Source organism: Staphylococcus auricularis (genome assembly GCF_051172115.1).
Classification (GTDB): Bacteria; Bacillota; Bacilli; order Staphylococcales; family Staphylococcaceae; genus Staphylococcus; species Staphylococcus auricularis_A.
Map to the genome: position 1 here is coordinate 836,040 of NZ_JBPIZN010000001.1, position 18,779 is coordinate 854,818.

The window sequence follows — 18,779 nt, forward strand, 5'->3', positions numbered from 1 at the left end:
TTCCCCTTTCTTAACTTTTATTTTAACACACGACAGGCTGTGCGAGATAACAGTTGGAATAATGAACGTGTTAACTTATTTAATCAGTTAGAAAAAAGGCTAGAACACTTGAATGTCCTAGCCTTCTACTTTAATTCTTATGATTAACTGCCGTAGTTCGTATCTGGATTGAAGTTCACTTTAAATTCGCTCAGTGGCCAGTATCTAAATGAAACTTTACCAACCACCTGGTCTTCATTAATTAATCCAAATGAGCGACTGTCTTTACTGACTTCACGGTTATCTCCGAGTACAAGTAATTTTCCTTTAGGAATTTTTTCCTCACCATTCGAATTAGGTAAACTGCTGACATCTAACTCATTTGCAGTAATGTACTCAACTTGTTTACGTTTCTTGTTGTAATCTAAGTATGGTTCTTCAACCTTTTTATCATTCACATAAAGTTGGTCTTTTTTGTATTCCACTTTATCACCAGGCATACCGATAACACGTTTCACATAATCAGAAGATTGATCCGCATGAAACACAATCACATTACCTTTTTCAAGTCCACCTAAGTTATAACCTATCATGTTGACGATAACGCGTTCGCCATCCTTCAATGTAGGATCCATAGAGTCCCCTTTGATGGTATAACTTTTCCCAACAAAATTGACTACTAAAGCTAAAATGATTAAGGCAACACCTATGGCGACAATCCATTCAGTTATTTCTTTTTTCACAATTCACACCTCATCTATTAAAATCAAACTTAAATTGTTCAAATGGGTAATAGCGTAATGTAACACTTCCCACAATATCTTTTCTCTGAATAAAACCGTATGATCTTGAATCTGCCTTACGACTTCGATCATCATTCAACACAAAATACGCATTCGGCTGCACGATATCGCCTTCAGAACCGGATAAATCTCTCAGCGCTAACGATTGAATGTTATTGTGATCGATATAAGGTTCATCTACCTGTTTATCATCTATGTAAAGTTGACCCTTTTCATATACCACTGATTCACCAGGTTTACCAATGACTCTACTCATTTTTAATTTTCCATCTTGTCTATAAACGATGACATCTCCAGTATCAAGCTGATTAATCAATACTTTTGCTTTATTGACTATCACGCGATCATCCTTCTGAAGTGTCGGTGTCATTTGCGAATTCGGAACGACCGCTCCACTGATTACCAGCGCTTGAAGTAACAGTACAATGATAAGCGCAATGATAATAGAAAGCAAATGTTTTATTATTCGTCTCACTTCGTCACTCCTCTGAAGCATGCATATAATGTTGTTCTATCTTACGTCCTACAATCCATACTGCGATGATCACAACAATAGAGATAATGAGTCGTGTCGGATCAGTAAAGAAGGTACGTATATCTTTACCCAAAAATCCAACGATACTCACCATGATCAATTTTGAAATACAAAGCGCCCATATATAATAATGTGACTTTATATGTGAAATACTTGCGACAATATTGATGAGCGAACTCGGGGTAAAAGGAAAGCTCAATAAGATAAAAATCGGAACAATCCCATTGCGATCAATAAAATGAATTAACCGTTTTACAGATTGTCGTTGTTTTAATTTTGTCATGAACTTACTGTTCGAGAACTTTCTAAATATCACAAAAACAATGTAACTCCCCGTGACAATACCGAGCCACGCAAGCAATACGCCGATCCAGAATCCATAGGCATTCACATTAAAAATGACAAATGCGATGATCGGTAGGATAGGTATAAAATTTTCTATAAAGGGTAATAAAAAGCCAAAAATATATTTCAATGGCCCAAGTTGTTCAAAATATTCAAACCATGTATTGATTGTGTCCATCTCAGTTCATCCTCGCTGTTCCATGTAAGTCATATTATATAGAAGTACCTACTCAATTGAAATACTATTGCATAAAATCAGTCTGAGGTACGAGAACATAAAATGAAGAAGAGCCTGAAACACTTCAAAGACTGACGTGGTGTCTTAAAAAGTGGTCTCAGACTCTTCTGTTTCAGTTTTTCAGTCAAACTGACAGACGTTCGAATCACATGACTTTATTGCGCTTAGAGGCGATCTTCTAACTCAGCTTTTAAGTCTTCGTAACCAGATTTACCGAGTAGCGCAAACATGTTTTGTTTGTATGCTTCTACACCTGGTTGATTGAATGGATTTACACCGAGTTGATAACCACTCATCGCACAAGCGAGTTCAAAGAAGTATACGAGATAGCCGAATGTTGTTTCATCAATTTGTGGAACATGAATGACTAAGTTTGGCACGCCGCCATCTGTGTGTGCGAGCAATGTACCTTCAAATGCTTTCGTGTTGACTTCATCCATTGTTTTACCAGCTAGGTAATTCAATCCATCTAAATCTTCGCTATCTTCTTCAATTGTAATTTCATGCTTAGGTGCGTCAACTTTCACTACAGTTTCAAATAGGAAACGACGACCTTCTTGTACGTATTGGCCTAATGAGTGTAAATCTGTAGTATAATTAGCGCTTGAAGGATAAATACCTTTGAAGTCTTTACCTTCAGATTCACCATATAATTGTTTCCACCATTCATTGAAATATTGCATAGATGGTTCGAAATTGATTAACATTTCTGTTGTGTAACCTTTAGTGTAAAGGATGTTACGTAATGTAGCATATTGATAAGCAATGTTGTCTGATAAGTTATCAGATGAAAGTTCTTCACGTGCTTGTGCTGCCCCTTTCATCATCGCATCGATATCAATACCAGCTACAGCTATAGGAAGTAAACCAACTGCAGTCAATACTGAGTAACGGCCACCGACATCATCTGGTACGACGAATGTTTCGTATCCTTCATTTGTAGCGAGTTGTTTAAGCGCACCTTTTTCTTTATCTGTTGTCGCAAAGATACGTTGTTTCGCTTCATCTTTACCGTATTTTTCTTCTAATAATTGTTTGAACACTCTAAATGCAACGGCGGGTTCTGTTGTTGTACCTGATTTAGAAATGACATTGACTGAGAAATCTTTGCCATCTAAGTAATCGATTAATTCAGCTGTATAAGATGAAGATAAGTGATTACCGACGAAGACAATTTCTGGGTATTCTGTGTTTGTTCTAAATGAAGGTGTCAACATTTCAATGGCTGCACGTGCACCGAGGTAAGAACCACCAATACCGATAACAACGAGCACATCTGAGTTTTGTTTTACACGTTGTGCTGCATCTTGAATGCGAGAAAATTCTTCTTTATCGTAATCCACTGGTAAATCAAGCCAACCTAAGAAGTCATTCCCTGCACCTGTACCATCATGAATTGTTTTATGAATTAATTTTACTAAATCTTCTTGTTGAGTGAGTTCATGTTCACCGATAAATGATAAGGCTTTACTGTAATCTAATTGAATGTGCGTCATAAAATACGCCTCCTGTCATGTATTAAGGTTCAGATTCATTTTACTAAGTTGTGACGCGTGATTCAAACGTCCAACTTATGAATATGATTCATTTTTTCCTTAATGTGTATGTTTCCTTACTCGATGTAAGGTATAACCGAATTTAAATCACGACAAACATCTTAACGCTAGGAAATAATATTTATTTCATTTTATATTTCTAAACATTGTGTAAATGATATTACCATAACCACAAAATTTTGATACTTTGGAGTTGTATTAAAAATAAAGGAGTGTAATTCATTTATGAAACCCAAACATTTATTATTTACTAGTCTTTCATTCACTACGATGCTCGGTTTAGGATTAGGACTTACAACTGATGCACAAGCAAGTGGCGGTGGCTTAGCTCCTGAAGAAGTTGAACAACAACAAGCACCACAACAAAATCAAAACGCACAATCTGAAATGAACGCTGCGATTTTACAACAACAACAAACTGGTCAAAAATTTGGTTATACACACAACTTAACTGGTGAACGTTTCACTACAGTCGCTCACCGTGGTGCAAGTGGTTATGCGCCAGAACATACATTCAATGCTTACGATAAAAGTCATAACGAAATCGGTGCTTCTTACATCGAAATCGACTTACAAATGACTAAAGATGGTCACCTTATCGCAATGCATGATGAAGATGTAGATCGCACAACTAACGGTAAAGGTCGCGTTGAAGACTATACATTAAAAGAACTTAAAAAATTAGATGCAGGTAGCTGGTTTAACGAAGATACACCTGAATATGCCAGCAAAGATTATGAAGGTGCAAAAGTCCCTACATTAGATGAAATCTTAGAACGCTATGGAACAGATGCAAACTACTATATTGAAACAAAATCACCTGATGTTTACCCAGGTATGGAAGAAAAATTAATCGACGTATTAGATAAACACAATATGTTAACAAATGATTCACTTCAAAATGGTCATGTACTCATTCAATCTTTCTCACCTGAAAGCTTAGAAAAAATGCATAAATTAAATCCTAGCCTTCCTTTAATTCGTTTGATGGATGAAGGAGAAATTGAAGATTTAACTGCGAAAGATATCGAATACTTACGTCAAACCGTTGTAGGTGTTGGACCTGAATATAGCGACTTAAACGCTCAAAATACACAAATGCTTAAACAAAATGGTTTCCTCATTCACCCTTACACAGTCAATGAAGCTGACGAAATGAGAGAAATGAATAACTTAGGTGTAGATGGTCTATTCACTAACTACGCAGATGTTTATCAAGGTGTCGTAAACGAATACGAATAAGACACATACTTGAACAGTTACTATCCTATTCAATTGACGACTGTCGGATAAGGTCTCATCCTTATTCGGCAGTTTTTTGTGATGATATCCACTTCTAAAATAAAACACATAAAAAGCACGGCAGTGAATCATTTATCACTGTCGTGCTTATACTGTCTATAACGTCTTGAGTGTAAGGCTTAAGCCCAACCGCGGTAACGTGCTGCTTCTGCTGTACGTTTAATACCAACAATGTAAGCTGCAAGACGCATATCAATTTTTCTATTTTGTGAAAGCTCATAAATAGTATCAAATGCGGTGATGAGTTTATCACGTAATTTTTCATTTACTTCTTCTTCTGTCCAGTAGTAACCTTCGTTGTTTTGTACCCATTCGAAGTAAGACACTGTCACACCGCCTGCACTTGCAAGTACGTCAGGCACGAGTAACACGTCACGTTCAGTTAAGATACGTGTTGCTTCAGGTGTTGTCGGACCATTTGCCGCTTCAACGACGATGCTTGCTTTAATGTCGTGCGCATTGTCTTCAGTGATTTGGTTAGCAATCGCAGCTGGTACTAAAATGTCACAGTCAATTTCAAATAATTCTTTGTTTGAAATCGTATCTTCAAATAAGTTTGTCACTGTACCAAAGCTATCTCTTCTGTCTAGTAGGTAATCGATGTCTAAACCTTCTGGATCATGTAACGCACCGTATGCATCAGAAATACCTACAACTTTAGCGCCCATGTCGTATAAGAATTTAGCTAGGAAGCTACCTGCATTACCGAAACCTTGAATCACTACGCGAGCATCTTTAACATCAATTCCGCGACGTTTCGCAGCTTGTTCTATCGCGATCACAACACCGAGTGCCGTAGAACGGTCACGGCCTTGAGAACCACCGAGTACAATAGGTTTACCAGTGATAAAACCTGGTGAATTGAACTTATCTAGTGAACTGTATTCATCCATCATCCAAGCCATGATTTGAGAGTTTGTAAAGACGTCTGGAGCCGGGATGTCTTTTGTCGGTCCAACGAATTGTGAAATCGCACGAACATAGCCGCGAGATAAACGCTCAACTTCGTGAATACTCATTTGACGTGGGTCACAAATGATACCACCTTTACCACCGCCATAAGGTAAATCGACGATACCACATTTTAAAGTCATCCACATAGAGAGTGCTTTAACTTCTTCTTCATTCACATCAGGGTGGAAACGTACCCCGCCTTTCGTAGGTCCTACTGCGTCGTTATGTTGAGCACGGAATCCAGTGAAAGTTTTAACCGTACCGTCATCCATACGGACTGGAATACGTACTTTCAAAAATCTTAACGGTTCTTTAATTAACTCATACATGCCATCATCAAAACCTAATTTGTGCAATGCTTCATTGATAATCGTTTGAGTGGAAGTCACTAAATTATTTTCTTCAGTCATGATCCATTTCGCCTCTTTTTCGTAACTAATGATTTCGCTTTCTTACTTAAATTGTAACATATGTTGACCCTTTTAAAAGGTCGCTGTTAACTTCTGTGCTAGTTATTTATTCTCAAAAACATTTTTCACTGTATCAATTGCGAAGTCTAATTCTTCTTTGCTGATAATTAAAGGTGGTGCAAAACGAATGACTGTGTCGTGTGTTTCTTTACATAACAATCCTTGATCTTTAAGCGCTTCACAATATGGACGTGCATTTTCGTTTAATTCAATACCGATGAGTAACCCGCGACCGCGAACTTCTTTGATTGCAGGGTGATCAATTTTTTGTAATTCCCCTTTGAAATATTCCCCTAATTCTTGAGAACGACCTGGTAAATCTTCATCGATAATGACATCTAATGCTGCGATAGATACTGCTGCAGCAAGTGGGTTACCACCAAATGTTGACCCATGAGAACCTGGAGTGAAGACGCCTAACACTTCTTCATCTGCAAGTACGACAGAAATTGGTAAGATACCGCCACCTAATGCTTTACCTAAAATGTATACATCTGGTTTAACATCATCCCAATCTGTTGCGAATAATTTACCAGAACGGCCTAAGCCTGCTTGGATTTCATCCGCGATAAAGAGTACATTGTGTTCATCACATAATGCTCTTATTTCTTTGAGATAACCTTCTGGTGGTACATTAATACCTGCTTCACCTTGGATCGGTTCGATTAAAATCGCTGCTGTATTATCGTTGATTGCTGATTTAACTGCTTCAATATCACCGAAATCGACTTTACGGAACCCGTCTAATAACGGACCATAACCGCGTTGGTATTCTGCTTCTGAAGAGAGTGAAACCGGTGCCATCGTACGTCCGTGGAAGTTACCATTAAACGCGATAATTTCAGCTTGATCTGGCTCAATTTTTTTCACTTCATACGCCCAACGACGTGCTGCTTTCAATGCAGTTTCGACTGCCTCAGCACCTGTGTTCATTGGAAGTGCTTTTTCTTTTCCAGAAAGTTTGCACACTTTTTCATACCAGGCGCCTAAGTTTTCGCTGTGGAATGCACGAGATGTTAACGTCACTTTATCTGCTTGGTCTTTTAATGCTTGGATGATTTTAGGATGTCTGTGCCCTTGGTTTACTGCTGAGTATGCAGATAACATATCCATATATTTATTGCCTTCAGGGTCTTTCACCCAAACCCCTTCAGCTTCTGATATAACAATCGGTAGTGGTACATAGTTCTGTGCCCCATAGTGATTTGTAAGTTCGATGATTTCTTCTGATCTTGTCATCTTATCTCCCCTTTGTTTTATTAAATTCTAAAAGTAAGCATTTACACCTATATCATAACTTATTTTAAGAAGATTAACACTATTTGCTCATTATTTCTTAAAATTTACGCCAAAAATATATCACAACGCATTTTCGTCTCTGTCAATATATCTTTGGCGTAAGTAAATCTATTTAGTTTATCTTATAGATGTTCTGAGACTGTACGGCCTTGCATGTGTAATACGAGGTAGTCTGGGCCACCTGCTTTAGAGTCTGTACCAGACATTTTAAATCCGCCGAATGGTTGGTAACCTACGACTGCCCCTGTACATCCACGGTTGAAGTATAAGTTACCCACTAAGAAGTCACGACGTGCTTGTTCAAGTTTCATGCGGTTGTTAGAAATCACGGCACCTGTTAAGCCGTATTCTGTATCGTTCGCATAGTCAATCGCTTGATCAAAATCTTTTGCTTTACTGAAGCCGACAACCGGTCCAAAGATTTCCTCTTGCATCACACGTGAATCATGCGCTAAGTCACCGAAAATCGTTGGATAAACGAAGTTACCTGCTGATTCGTCAACTTTACCTCCAGTCACTAGGCGGCCTTCTTCTTCACCAATTTCAAGATAATCTTTAATTTTATTGAGTGATTTTTCATCAATGACTGGTCCCATAAAGTTGTTGTGGTCTGCTGCATTACCCACTGTTAATTTTTCAGTCGCTGCTTTCACACGATCTAATAACTCATCATAAATGCTTTCAACTGCGATGACACGTGAACATGCAGAACATTTTTGACCTGAGAAACCAAATGCTGAATTAACAATCGCATCTGTAGCTGTATCTAAGTTTGCTTCATCATCTACAACGATTGTGTCTTTACCACCCATTTCAGCAATCACACGTTTCATGTGGTTTTGGCCTTCTTGAATTTTTGAAGCACGTTGCATAATATCTGTACCGACACGTTTTGAACCTGTGAATGAAATGAGTCCGACATCTTTATGCTCAACTAAGTAGTTACCGATGTCTGCTGAAGAACCTGGAATCCAGTTTACAACACCTTTTGGTAACCCTGCTTCTTCAAGTACTTCCATAAATTTATATGAAATAACTGGCGTATTTGATGATGGTTTTAATAATACAGTATTACCTGTAACAACCGGAGCCACTGTTGTACCTGCCATGATCGCGTATGCGAAGTTCCACGGAGAAATGACAACGCTTATACCAATTGGTAAATAATCGTATTGATTGTACTCGCCTGGACGACTTTCCACTTTTTTACCGTCTTTTAAGCGAAGCATTTCGCGACCGTAGTATTCCATGAAGTCAATCGCTTCAGCAGTATCCGCATCTGCTTCTTTCCATGGTTTACCGCCTTCTTTAGTTAACAATGCTGAGAATTCATGTTTACGTCTACGTGTAATCGCTGCTGCACGGAATAAAATATTCGCTCTCACTTCTGGGTCTACATTACGCCATGTTTTAAACGCTTCTTTCGCTGCTTCTACAGCTTGTTGCGCATGTTCTTGAGTTGCTTTTGAAACATAACCAATTGTTTCTTCTCTATCAGATGGATTATAAGAGCGTGTTGTATCGTCAGTGTAAATACGCTCTCCATTAATGATTAAAGGATACGTTTTGCCCAATTCGCTTTCTACCTTCTCGATCGCTTGTTGGTAAGCGTCTACGTTACTTTGTTGGGTAAAATCTGTAAATGGTTCATGTTTATATGGAATCATAATAATCCCCCTTTGTTTTATTTAGGAAAACCCTTACACATATAATGACACAGATATAGGTTTTGACACAAGATAATTATATTGTTTTCTTAAAAATATTTTCATTATTACTAAATTTACGTGTTTTCGTATATTCAACCATTTTAAAGTGCGTAGATAAGCGAATTATTAATTTTTTATACACGCTTTTTTCAGTATTAAAACGCATTTTTCACAATTGTGCGTCTTTTTAGAGGAAATGAGTGCCTCTAGTTCCTATTTTTTAAATAAAAATTATGTCAAAACATAAAAAAACACCTCAGTACATGTCTTGCACATGCACCAAGGTGCGAATTGTAATTAAAGATTATGCTTGATCATCTTTACGTGGAACGCGATAAAATCCTTTATTGAATTGTTCCCATAGTTTTGGAGGTAATTGGTGTAAGTCTTCTCGTTCTGGGTCGAACGTCACATCAATTTCATCTTCTTTACCTGCAGCTAATTTACTGATGAATTCTGCATCTAATAGAATGCCTCGACCTAACGCAACGAGTTCAATATCACCGCTATTAATCGCTTCTAATGCACGTTCTGCATCATAAACTTGACCGATACCGATGAGTGGCACACGTCCATTAATCCAATCATGGATGGTTTTAAGACGGTTTTCACCTTGATATTTACCTTCACGAGTTGTGGAATTCATGTTCCATAATGAGATGTGAATGTAATCAATAGGTCTTTCTAACAACATATTGACCAATGTTTCAGTAATCTCCATTGTGATACCTGGTTTTTCCGCTTCTTCTGGAGATAAACGGTAACCGATAATGAAGTCATCGTCTGCATATTTTTGAACCACATCAACAACTTCATCAACGACGCGACGAGGGAATAACAATCGATCTTCGCCCCATTGATCATCGCGACGATTATAATATGGGGACACAAATTGATGTAAAAGATAGTGATTTGCGCCGTGAAGTTCTACCCCATCAAAGCCAGCTTCGATAGCACGACGTGTCGCTTCACCAAAGTCGTGGATTGTTGCTTCGATTTCATCATGTGTGAGTTCACGTGCATGATGTTCAGGGTAACCGAAGCTTTCCATATCGACTGGGCTTGGTGCTGCAACATCACCATTCGGAGTAAACTCAGGTAAGCCTTGTGCACCACCGTGATGGATTTGTACGACAGCTTTCGCGCCATTCTTTTTCATTTCTTTTGCTAAACGCGTCATACCTTCAACGTCTAAATCATGTGCAACTGACGGTTCACCTGGGAAGGCTTTACCGATGTCAGTCACAAAACTAGCAGCCGTAATCGCTAAGCCTACATCTTTAGAGCGTAATGCCATGTGCTCGAGTTCTTCATCTGAAACAGTACCATCTTCATGAGAAGATACATGTGTTAAAGGGGCAAGGGCAAAACGATTCTTAAGCTTAGCACCGTTTGGCAAGGTTAAAGGATCAAAAAGCGGTTTGAATTTTTCGTTCATCGTAATAAAACCTCCTATATATAATAACTGGGTTTAGTTTAACTTAAGCATCAATGCATTATAAAATAATATGCCTACCTCAATTTTTTACGGGTACATCTATATTGCTGAATGTAAAATTACCTTCAACATATAAAAACGGTGTGCCCTATCAACTGTTATTGATAGCACACACCGTCATTTCTACTTGAATACGTATTTCTTTGAACGCATCTCTCTATCGTCGAGATACGTTGTTCTAGTCTATTGCTAGAACCAAACAATTTACGATTCTTTAATTGCTTGTTTGGACTGTTTAATCCAACCTGGCAAGCGTTCTTTAATTGTTTGAAACCCATATTTTTCGGTTTCTTTAATTTCATCCAATACTGAGCGTTTTTCTCTCTTACGTTCATAATTTTTAAAATAATCGTTATCCTTTAAAGACAGGTTTAATTTGCCTTCGTCATCAATAGATATAATCTTCGCTTTGACAACTTGTCCTATTGATAAAAATTTTCGTAAGTTATGCACATAATCATCCATGATTTCGGAGATGTGAATTAATCCACCAGTATTGTCAGGGGTTTCAACAAAAGCGCCATACGGTTGAATACCAGTCACACGTACTTTAATATGTTGACCTACTTTATATTGAAAATCCAACGTGATAACCCCTTGTACTTTTAATTAACAATATAATGATAGCACAAATGAATGCTGTCGACTAACATAAAGCAGGGAAAATATGGATTTAACCACAGTAACATGCGTCTCACATGTTATTTCACACGCTTTTGAATAAGAAAAAAGTGAAATCGCCCTACTGAAGACAATTTCACCTTGCTAAATCTTTCGATGCGGTTCAAGTCACCTATTTTCAACCACATTCAACACTATAGACTACAACGGGTCTGTAATTGCGTCGCTTCAACCGCTTTATCGTAGCATGCGTCAAAAGGCACTTCTTCTTCAAAAGTAAAACGATAAATGTCTTGGAAGCGATGTGCAATGAATTGAGGATCTTCATATTGATGAACGATGTCCATCATATCGTAGACTTCAGCATCACCCATGGATTGTTCAGGTAAATGCATCGGATTCCAATCAGCTAATAACTGATATAAACGGATGTTGACTTCACTGTTATCCATTTAACGTTCTCCTTTCAATATTTTACTTATCTTCGACGTCGATCGTTTCAATTACAACATCATGAACCGGTTTATCTTGAGCACCTACTTTTGTTGCCGCGATATCTTCTAATGTTTCTTCCCCTTCAATAAGTTGACCAAATACCGTATGTTTTTGGTCTAACCAAGGCGTGCCTCCGTGTGCACCGTATGCTTCGACGATCGGTTCAGGCCAGCCACCTTGTGATAATTGGCTAAGCATCGTTTCAGGCACTTCGTTCATTTGTACGACGAAAAATTGTGAGCCATTAGTATTCGGACCTGAATTAGCCATAGAAAGCGCACCATATAAATTGAATAATTGTAATGAAAATTCATCTTCAAACACGCCGCCATAGATACTTTCGCCGCCCATACCTGTTGCAGTAGGGTCGCCACCTTGGATCATGAAATCATGGATAACACGGTGGAATGTAATACCATCATAGTATCCATTTTTCGCATGAGTTACGAAATTTTCAACTGTTTTAGGTGCTAAATCTGGGAATAATTTAAATATCATATCGCCTTTATTCGTATGCATCGTTAATTTAATTTCATTCTCTTGGATTTCTTTATTTAATTGAGGATAATTCGTCATTTTCATTCTCCGTTTCATGTTAAGATATGATATATCATTTTAACACAAATAAGAGAGGATGTATTCAATGACATTATATCGATTTGCCCATAAAACGGGGGTTTACGGTGTGACGATTAAAGAAGAAACTGAGGATAAAAAAGTCCTCGTTCAAGTAGAACAAGTAATCAAGCATCCAAAACAAGGTGACCTGCATCATCCAACAGAAACGGAAAATGTTTTTTTCCATGAACGTCGTGCGCTCAGTCATTACGAAAAGCGTTATACACCTAAGTCAGCCCTTAAACCGTTCAACGTAGAAGTTATGAACTACGAAGATTCTTTACAACAAGCGATTACCGACTTAGAAAACAAACTCAAACAACAAGATACAAACCATGCGCAATTATCCCTCAAAAACTTGTCACAATTGAAAGAAGATTATAGTCGTCAATATAAACGTACCTTTGAATAGCCCTTTCTCTACCTATTTAATAGTGCTCAAAATTCCCTGAATGACACCTTTGCGTCGTTTTTCAGAATGGGGCGATTGATGTATAATGAAACTACATTAGCTTATTTAAGGAGGGGCAAAATATGAGCTGGTTACATATAGCGGTGCTCTTACCGCTAATATTCGCAGTTATCATCCCTATCTTGTATCGCTTCCAAAAACGCATACATTTAGGTTGGTTTGTATTGCCTGTCCCTGTCGTTTTATTTATTTATTTCTTAACTTATATTTCGACAACCATGTCAGGTAATCCAATTTTGCGACATCTAAACTGGATGCCTCAATTTGGCATGAATTTTGACTTATACGTGGACGGTCTAAGTCTACTATTCAGTCTTTTAATTACAGGTATCGGCAGTTTAGTCGTATTGTATTCAATCGGCTACTTGAGTAAAAAAGAACAGCTTGGTAACTTCTACTGCTACTTATTACTCTTCATGGGGGCAATGTTAGGCGTTGTATTATCTGATAACGTCATCATTTTATACTTATTTTGGGAGTTAACCTCATTCTCTAGTTTCTTATTAATTTCATTCTGGAGAACCAAACAAAAATCACTATATGGTGCCCAAAAATCACTGATCATCACCGTCTTCGGTGGGGTTTCCTTACTAGGTGGTATCATCTTATTATCCATCGCAGGAAATTCAACAAGTATTCGTGAACTCATTGCGAATGCAGATCAAATTCAAACGAGTCCTTACTTTATCTTAGCCATGGTACTTATTCTTTTAGGTGCAATGACTAAATCTGCACAAGTTCCGTTTTATATTTGGTTACCAGACGCAATGGAAGCACCAACACCTGTCAGTGCGTATCTCCACTCAGCAACAATGGTTAAAGCAGGTATTTACCTTGTTGCACGTATGACACCGATCTTTGCGGTATCACAAGGTTGGATTTGGGCAGTGACAGCAGTAGGTCTCATCACATTATTCTGGGCTTCATTAAATGCGACAAAACAACAAGACTTAAAAGGTATCCTCGCATTTTCTACCGTCTCTCAACTTGGTATGATTATGGCTATGCTCGGTATCGGTGCGGTAAGTTACCATTACCAAGGTGAAAACAGTCAGCTCTACGCTGCAGCATTCACAGCAGCAATCTTCCACTTGATTAACCACGCTACATTCAAAGGTGGTCTCTTCATGGTGGCAGGTGCTGTCGATCACTCAACAGGTACACGTGATGTTAAAAAACTGGGTGGTTTATTGACCATTATGCCAATCACATTTACCATCACTATCATCACAGCATTAAGTATGGCTGGTGTACCCCCATTCAATGGTTTCTTATCTAAAGAAAACTTCTTAGAAAGCATGCTCGAAGTGACAAATGCAGGTATCTTCTCACTTAATACAATTGGTATTTTGATTCCAATCATTGCGATTGTGGGTAGTATCTTTACATTTGTTTATTCAGTGCGTTTTATCGGTCAAATCTTCTTAGGTTCTTATAAACCAGATCAATTGCCGAATAAACCACATGAAGTCTCTATCTTAATGTTATTATCACCTGGGATCTTAGCCATTCTCGTTATTGTATTTGGCTTCTTCCCAAGCATCATCGCCAATACGATTATTTCCCCTGCAGTCAATGCAGTGAGCAAGACTCCAATTGGTCATGTTGAATTCCATTTCTTCCATGGCTTTACACCGGCGTTCTTCTCTACATTAGCTGTCTATGCTGTAGGTATCTTAATGATCTTAACGTTCAGCTATTGGGTACGTTTACTCAAAGCACAACCGGATGTATTAAAATTCAATCACTGGTACGACACCATTGGCGATTACATTCCTAGCACATCAAGCAAATTAACAAACAGTTATGTGACTGGATTTACACGTAATAACTTAATCATTATCTTTATCTCACTCATCGCAATTACAGCTGTGACATTACTCGTCACACCATTTAGTTTAAACTTTGACGATGTGAGTCAAATTCGACCATTCGAATTAATTATTATCGTTATTATTCTCACAGCTGCAACGATGATTGTCTTTGCACGTTCAAGATTGTTCAGCATCATCATGGCGAGTGCGGTAGGTTATTCAGTCGCGATATTCTTTATCTTCTTTAATGCACCAGACTTAGCTTTAACACAATTCGTCGTTGAATCTATTTCTACAGCATTATTCTTATTATGTTTCTATCACCTACCAAACTTAAATCGACATAAAGAAACGCCGTCATTCAAATTGACGAACTTCTTAGTCGCACTTGGTACTGGTGCTGTCGTCACGATCTTAGGTTTAATCGCATACAGCAACCGTTACTTTGACTCAATCAATTCATTCTATAAAGAACATGTCTTTGATTTAGCTCATGGTAAAAATATGGTCAACGTCATCCTCGTCGACTTCCGTGGTACCGATACATTATTCGAATCATCTGTACTTGGTATTGCAGGACTCGGTGTTTATACGATGATTAAATTACGTGCGAAACATAAACACGAATATGAAGGAGGTCAAGACGATGAACAGACAGAATAATAATTTAATCTTTCAGTTTTCAGCAGTCGTGATTTTCTTCCTCATCGTCATGTTTGGACTATCACTCTTCTTAGCTGGTCACTATACACCTGGTGGCGGCTTCGTTGGGGGTCTACTCTTATCAAGTGCACTCGTCATTATTACAGTTGCATTTGATATTAAAACGATGCGTAAAATCTTCCCTTGGGATTTCAAAATCTTAATCGGAATTGGGCTTGTCTTTTGTGCAACGACTCCAATGGCAAGTTGGTTGTACGATAAAAACTTCTTCACCCATACCCCATTTGAAATTCCGTTAGGTATCTTAGAACCTATGGAACTACATACGGCTACGTTCTTTGACTTAGGCGTTATGTTAGCAGTTATAGGGACTGTAATGACTATCATTTTAGCGATTGGAGAGAATGAGTAATGGAAATACTAATGATATTCGTATGTGGTATTCTCACAACGATGAGTGTGTATCTCATTCTTTCTAAAAGTTTGATACGCATCATTATTGGGACTACCCTACAAACACACACTGCCAATTTATTCATCATCACGATGGGTGGATTAAAAAAAGGTGAAGTACCTATTTTCGAAAAAGGGGTAACGGAATATGTGGATCCTATTCCACAAGCATTGATCTTAACCGCTATTGTTATTTCATTTGCGGTAACTGCTTTCTTCCTCGTACTCGCTTTTAGAAGTTATAAAGAGTTAGGTACGGACAACGTAGAAAATATGAGGGGAGTGTTAGACGATGATCGACAGTAATTTGATTGTAGGTTTACTACTCATCCCTATCTTTACAGCACTCGTATTACTCTTTATCGGTAAGCGACCACGAATTAAACGTTATGTCGCTTTAACTGGGACAATCTTAACGCTCATCGTCGCGATCATTAACTTCATCAATGTCTGGCGAGACGGCCCAATCAAACTAGAACTTGGTTCTTGGGACGCACCTTACAGTATCGTCTTTGTCGTAGACGTATTTAGTGGTTTACTCGTCATCACAAGTTTAATCGTAACGATGTTAATCATTCTTTATTCATACCGTTCTGTCGGTTTGTTTAGAGAAACATACTATTATTACTTCTCAATCATGTTCATGATTACAGGGGTTATCGGCGCATTCATTACAGGAGACATCTTCAACTTATTCGTATTCTTCGAAGTGTTCCTCATGGCGTCTTACATCCTATTAGTAATCGGTGGTACGAACATACAACTTAGCGAAACAATCAAATACTTACTCGTGAACGTGACAAGTTCAGCTTTCTTCGTCATCGCAGTCGGCATTCTTTACTCTGTCGTCGGTACGTTGAACTTAGCTGATATCAGCGATAAATTAAGCACACTATCTGCACATGATAGTCAGATAGTGAATATCGTATTCATCATGTTCATCTTCGTCTTTGCGACAAAAGCAGGTATGTTCCCAATGTTCGTTTGGTTACCTGGGGCTTATTACGCACCACCTGCTGCTATCATCGCGTTCTTTGGTGCCCTACTTACTAAAGTCGGCGTTTATGCAATGGCAAGAACAGTCAGTCTCTTCTTCAGAGATACCGCAAGCTTTTCATACTATGTCATCTTGTTCTTAGCGATTCTAACTATCATCTTTGGTTGTGTCGGTGCCATCAGTTATTACGATGCGAAAAAAATCATCCTTTACAACATCATGATCGCCGTTGGTGTTATTTTAGTCGGTGTCGCTATGATGAACGAAGCAGGTATGATGGGTGCCATTTATTACACCCTTAACGATATGTTAATCAAAGCTGCCCTCTTCTTCTTAGTTGGCATTATGTATAAAATTACGAAAACCAATGACTTACGGCAATACGGCGGACTTATCAAGCACTATCCAGTACTAGGTTGGACATTCTTTATCGCAGCGCTTAGCTTAGCAGGTATTCCACCACTCAGTGGTTTCTACGGTAAATTCTACATTGTCCAAGCAACCTTTGAAAAAGGCTTCTACATTACTGGTATCGTCGTGCTACTATCAAGTTTAGTTGTGCTTTACTCAGTGATTCGTATCTTCCTCAAAGGCTTTTTCGGAGAAGCCAAAGGTTATACGTATAATAAAAACAATCGTCACCGTGGCTTAATTACTGTAGCAGTGATTGCCGTAGCGATTACAGTTGTTTATGCGTTATCTGCTGATGCGTTATATCCTGTCGTTAAAGAAGCAGCTGAACCATTTATCAATCCTAGTGTTTACGTAGACAGTGTATTGGGGGGTAAATAATATGGCAGTACAAATCCTATTAAATCTCATATTATCCGTCTTCTGGTTATTCGTCACTGGAAGCTATACACTGAATAACTTTATCTTAGGTTACCTCTTTGCACTGATTTTAGTTTACTTGATGAGAGGTATCCTACCAGGTCGTTTTTACATCAAAACATTTTATAAAATCATCAAATTAATCGGTGTGTTCTTAATCGAGCTCATTAAAGCCAACATCGATGTACTTCGCATTATTTTAAAACCGAAGTTAAAACATGAACCTGCTTTCTTTGTGTATCACACAGATTTAACGACAGATTGGCAAATCGTATTACTTTCAAACCTCATCACGTTAACACCTGGTACCGTCGTCTTAGGTGTGAGTGATGATCGTACTAAAATTTTCATCCATTGCATTGATTTCAGTACAACAGAGGAAGAAACAGAAAGTATTAAATCGTCACTTGAAAAAGTCGTAAGAGAGGTAGGCGAATCTGAATGAATTACAATATTATCCTCATCATTGCGTTAGTTATTGTCGCGTTATCTATGTTAGGCATGTTAGTACGTGTCATCATTGGACCTACGCTTGCAGATAGAGTTGTCGCTATCGATGCAATGGGTATCCAACTCATGGCGATCGTTGCCTTGTTCAGTATCTTCTTAGGTACTGAGTACATGATTGTGGCAATTCTATTAATCGGTATACTCGCCTTCTTAGGTACAGCAGTATTCGCGAAATTTATGGATAAAGGTAAGGTGATTGAATATGATAACGACGATCATCATTAGTATCTCACTCATCCTCGTTATCCTTGGATCACTGATCAGTGCGATTGCTTCACTTGGACTTATCAGATTAAGAGATGTCTATGAACGTTCCCATGCAGCTGGTAAAGCAGCGACACTCGGAGCGATGTTACTGATTACAGGCGTCTTCCTCTTCTTTATTGGAAGAGATGGTTACGTCAACATGCAGCTCATCATCGGTATTATATTCATACTGATCACTGGCCCATTATCAAGTCACTTGATTATGAAGTCAGCTTATAACTTAAAATCACCTGCTTCTAAACATACAAAATATGACGGTGTGAAAGAAGATTTAAAAGATAAAAAAGTGTGAGACATATATAAAGGTCGGGACCCATTGAGGTTCCGACCTTTTTTTCGCATGATCACAA

Annotated in this window: 20 protein-coding genes; 9 read left to right on the forward strand and 11 right to left on the reverse strand. The window is 38.2% G+C overall.

What is annotated here, in order from left to right; genetic code table 11:
• Positions 1-143 precede the first annotated feature (143 nt).
• The 4 genes from lepB (ACSBRB_RS03995) to ACSBRB_RS04010 form a co-directional block, all read right to left on the reverse strand.
• Entirely contained in the window at positions 144-722 is a 579-nt protein-coding gene (gene lepB, locus ACSBRB_RS03995; protein ID WP_435031715.1) for a signal peptidase I, read from the reverse strand.
• A 10-nt stretch (positions 723-732) separates the two neighbouring features.
• Positions 733-1,257 carry a signal peptidase I gene (gene lepB, locus ACSBRB_RS04000; RefSeq protein ID WP_435031716.1) on the reverse strand — a complete coding sequence of 175 codons (525 nt, stop codon included), beginning with the start codon at positions 1,255-1,257 and terminating at the stop codon, positions 733-735.
• Positions 1,258-1,261: 4 nt separating this feature from the next.
• Positions 1,262-1,840: a TVP38/TMEM64 family protein gene (locus ACSBRB_RS04005; RefSeq protein WP_435031717.1), complete on the reverse strand. Its 579-nt coding sequence runs from the start codon at positions 1,838-1,840 to the stop codon at positions 1,262-1,264.
• A 224-nt stretch (positions 1,841-2,064) separates the two neighbouring features.
• Positions 2,065-3,396, reverse strand: a complete 1,332-nt coding sequence (locus ACSBRB_RS04010; protein WP_435031718.1) for a glucose-6-phosphate isomerase — start codon at positions 3,394-3,396, stop codon at positions 2,065-2,067.
• A 285-nt stretch (positions 3,397-3,681) separates the two neighbouring features.
• Here ACSBRB_RS04010 and ACSBRB_RS04015 point away from each other — a divergent pair, with 285 nt between their 5' ends.
• Positions 3,682-4,698 (forward strand): glycerophosphodiester phosphodiesterase, encoded by a 1,017-nt coding sequence (locus tag ACSBRB_RS04015; RefSeq protein WP_435031719.1) that lies wholly within the window; start codon positions 3,682-3,684, stop codon positions 4,696-4,698.
• 179 nt (positions 4,699-4,877) lie between these two features.
• Here the strand turns inward: ACSBRB_RS04015 and ACSBRB_RS04020 are convergent, their stop codons facing one another.
• The 7 genes from ACSBRB_RS04020 to ACSBRB_RS04050 form a co-directional block, all read right to left on the reverse strand.
• Complete coding sequence (locus ACSBRB_RS04020; protein ID WP_107392350.1) at positions 4,878-6,122, reverse strand: Glu/Leu/Phe/Val family dehydrogenase; 1,245 nt, start codon at positions 6,120-6,122, stop codon at positions 4,878-4,880.
• Between the two features lie 102 nt (positions 6,123-6,224).
• Entirely contained in the window at positions 6,225-7,421 is a 1,197-nt protein-coding gene (locus ACSBRB_RS04025) for an ornithine--oxo-acid transaminase (protein WP_435031720.1), read from the reverse strand.
• A gap of 182 nt (positions 7,422-7,603) precedes the next feature.
• Positions 7,604-9,148 carry an L-glutamate gamma-semialdehyde dehydrogenase gene (gene pruA, locus ACSBRB_RS04030; RefSeq protein ID WP_435031721.1) on the reverse strand — a complete coding sequence of 515 codons (1,545 nt, stop codon included), beginning with the start codon at positions 9,146-9,148 and terminating at the stop codon, positions 7,604-7,606.
• A 346-nt stretch (positions 9,149-9,494) separates the two neighbouring features.
• Entirely contained in the window at positions 9,495-10,628 is a 1,134-nt protein-coding gene (locus tag ACSBRB_RS04035; protein ID WP_435031722.1) for an NADH-dependent flavin oxidoreductase, read from the reverse strand.
• Positions 10,629-10,892: 264 nt separating this feature from the next.
• Complete coding sequence (gene ygs / locus ACSBRB_RS04040) at positions 10,893-11,273, reverse strand: S1 domain-containing post-transcriptional regulator Ygs (RefSeq protein ID WP_435031723.1); 381 nt, start codon at positions 11,271-11,273, stop codon at positions 10,893-10,895.
• 230 nt (positions 11,274-11,503) lie between these two features.
• Entirely contained in the window at positions 11,504-11,761 is a 258-nt protein-coding gene (locus ACSBRB_RS04045) for a DUF1871 family protein (RefSeq protein WP_435031724.1), read from the reverse strand.
• 22 nt (positions 11,762-11,783) lie between these two features.
• Positions 11,784-12,380: a peptidylprolyl isomerase gene (locus ACSBRB_RS04050; protein ID WP_435031725.1), complete on the reverse strand. Its 597-nt coding sequence runs from the start codon at positions 12,378-12,380 to the stop codon at positions 11,784-11,786.
• Positions 12,381-12,447: 67 nt separating this feature from the next.
• On the opposite strand from ACSBRB_RS04050, the gene ACSBRB_RS04055 reads away from it, so the two are divergent.
• The 8 genes from ACSBRB_RS04055 (at position 12,448) to ACSBRB_RS04090 (ending at position 18,721) form a co-directional block, all read left to right on the forward strand.
• Positions 12,448-12,834 (forward strand): kinase-associated lipoprotein B, encoded by a 387-nt coding sequence (locus ACSBRB_RS04055; RefSeq protein WP_435031726.1) that lies wholly within the window; start codon positions 12,448-12,450, stop codon positions 12,832-12,834.
• A gap of 122 nt (positions 12,835-12,956) precedes the next feature.
• Complete coding sequence (locus ACSBRB_RS04060) at positions 12,957-15,371, forward strand: Na+/H+ antiporter subunit A (RefSeq protein ID WP_435031727.1); 2,415 nt, start codon at positions 12,957-12,959, stop codon at positions 15,369-15,371.
• The gene (locus ACSBRB_RS04065) at positions 15,355-15,783 is read left to right on the forward strand and encodes a Na(+)/H(+) antiporter subunit B (RefSeq protein ID WP_059106432.1); all 429 of its coding nucleotides are present in this window, start codon (positions 15,355-15,357) and stop codon (positions 15,781-15,783) included. The genes ACSBRB_RS04060 and ACSBRB_RS04065 overlap by 17 nt, the downstream gene beginning before the upstream one ends.
• Positions 15,783-16,130: a Na+/H+ antiporter Mnh1 subunit C gene (gene mnhC1, locus ACSBRB_RS04070; RefSeq protein WP_435031728.1), complete on the forward strand. Its 348-nt coding sequence runs from the start codon at positions 15,783-15,785 to the stop codon at positions 16,128-16,130. The genes ACSBRB_RS04065 and mnhC1 overlap by 1 nt, the downstream gene beginning before the upstream one ends.
• Positions 16,117-17,613, forward strand: coding sequence for a Na+/H+ antiporter subunit D (locus tag ACSBRB_RS04075; protein ID WP_435031729.1), 1,497 nt, complete (start codon positions 16,117-16,119; stop codon positions 17,611-17,613). The genes mnhC1 and ACSBRB_RS04075 overlap by 14 nt, the downstream gene beginning before the upstream one ends.
• Before the next feature lies 1 nt (position 17,614).
• Positions 17,615-18,097: a Na+/H+ antiporter Mnh1 subunit E gene (gene mnhE1, locus ACSBRB_RS04080; protein WP_435031730.1), complete on the forward strand. Its 483-nt coding sequence runs from the start codon at positions 17,615-17,617 to the stop codon at positions 18,095-18,097.
• Entirely contained in the window at positions 18,094-18,387 is a 294-nt protein-coding gene (locus ACSBRB_RS04085; protein WP_059106428.1) for a Na(+)/H(+) antiporter subunit F1, read from the forward strand. The genes mnhE1 and ACSBRB_RS04085 overlap by 4 nt, the downstream gene beginning before the upstream one ends.
• Positions 18,365-18,721: a Na+/H+ antiporter subunit G1 gene (locus tag ACSBRB_RS04090; RefSeq protein WP_435031731.1), complete on the forward strand. Its 357-nt coding sequence runs from the start codon at positions 18,365-18,367 to the stop codon at positions 18,719-18,721. Before ACSBRB_RS04085 ends, ACSBRB_RS04090 begins: the two co-directional genes overlap by 23 nt.
• The last annotated feature ends 58 nt before the right edge of the window (positions 18,722-18,779 follow it).

Coding starts and splice junctions, on each gene's coding strand:
- ACSBRB_RS04005 (WP_435031717.1), bottom strand. CDS start 1,840: ATGGACACAATCAATACATGGTTTGAATATTTTGAACAACTTGGGCCA.
- ACSBRB_RS04010 (WP_435031718.1), bottom strand. CDS start 3,396: ATGACGCACATTCAATTAGATTACAGTAAAGCCTTATCATTTATCGGT.
- ACSBRB_RS04015 (WP_435031719.1), top strand. CDS start 3,682: ATGAAACCCAAACATTTATTATTTACTAGTCTTTCATTCACTACGATG.
- ACSBRB_RS04020 (WP_107392350.1), bottom strand. CDS start 6,122: ATGACTGAAGAAAATAATTTAGTGACTTCCACTCAAACGATTATCAAT.
- ACSBRB_RS04025 (WP_435031720.1), bottom strand. CDS start 7,421: ATGACAAGATCAGAAGAAATCATCGAACTTACAAATCACTATGGGGCA.
- pruA (WP_435031721.1), bottom strand. CDS start 9,148: ATGATTCCATATAAACATGAACCATTTACAGATTTTACCCAACAAAGT.
- ACSBRB_RS04035 (WP_435031722.1), bottom strand. CDS start 10,628: ATGAACGAAAAATTCAAACCGCTTTTTGATCCTTTAACCTTGCCAAAC.
- ACSBRB_RS04045 (WP_435031724.1), bottom strand. CDS start 11,761: ATGGATAACAGTGAAGTCAACATCCGTTTATATCAGTTATTAGCTGAT.
- ACSBRB_RS04050 (WP_435031725.1), bottom strand. CDS start 12,380: ATGACGAATTATCCTCAATTAAATAAAGAAATCCAAGAGAATGAAATT.
- ACSBRB_RS04055 (WP_435031726.1), top strand. CDS start 12,448: ATGACATTATATCGATTTGCCCATAAAACGGGGGTTTACGGTGTGACG.
- ACSBRB_RS04060 (WP_435031727.1), top strand. CDS start 12,957: ATGAGCTGGTTACATATAGCGGTGCTCTTACCGCTAATATTCGCAGTT.
- ACSBRB_RS04065 (WP_059106432.1), top strand. CDS start 15,355: ATGAACAGACAGAATAATAATTTAATCTTTCAGTTTTCAGCAGTCGTG.
- mnhC1 (WP_435031728.1), top strand. CDS start 15,783: ATGGAAATACTAATGATATTCGTATGTGGTATTCTCACAACGATGAGT.
- ACSBRB_RS04075 (WP_435031729.1), top strand. CDS start 16,117: ATGATCGACAGTAATTTGATTGTAGGTTTACTACTCATCCCTATCTTT.
- mnhE1 (WP_435031730.1), top strand. CDS start 17,615: ATGGCAGTACAAATCCTATTAAATCTCATATTATCCGTCTTCTGGTTA.
- ACSBRB_RS04085 (WP_059106428.1), top strand. CDS start 18,094: ATGAATTACAATATTATCCTCATCATTGCGTTAGTTATTGTCGCGTTA.
- ACSBRB_RS04090 (WP_435031731.1), top strand. CDS start 18,365: ATGATAACGACGATCATCATTAGTATCTCACTCATCCTCGTTATCCTT.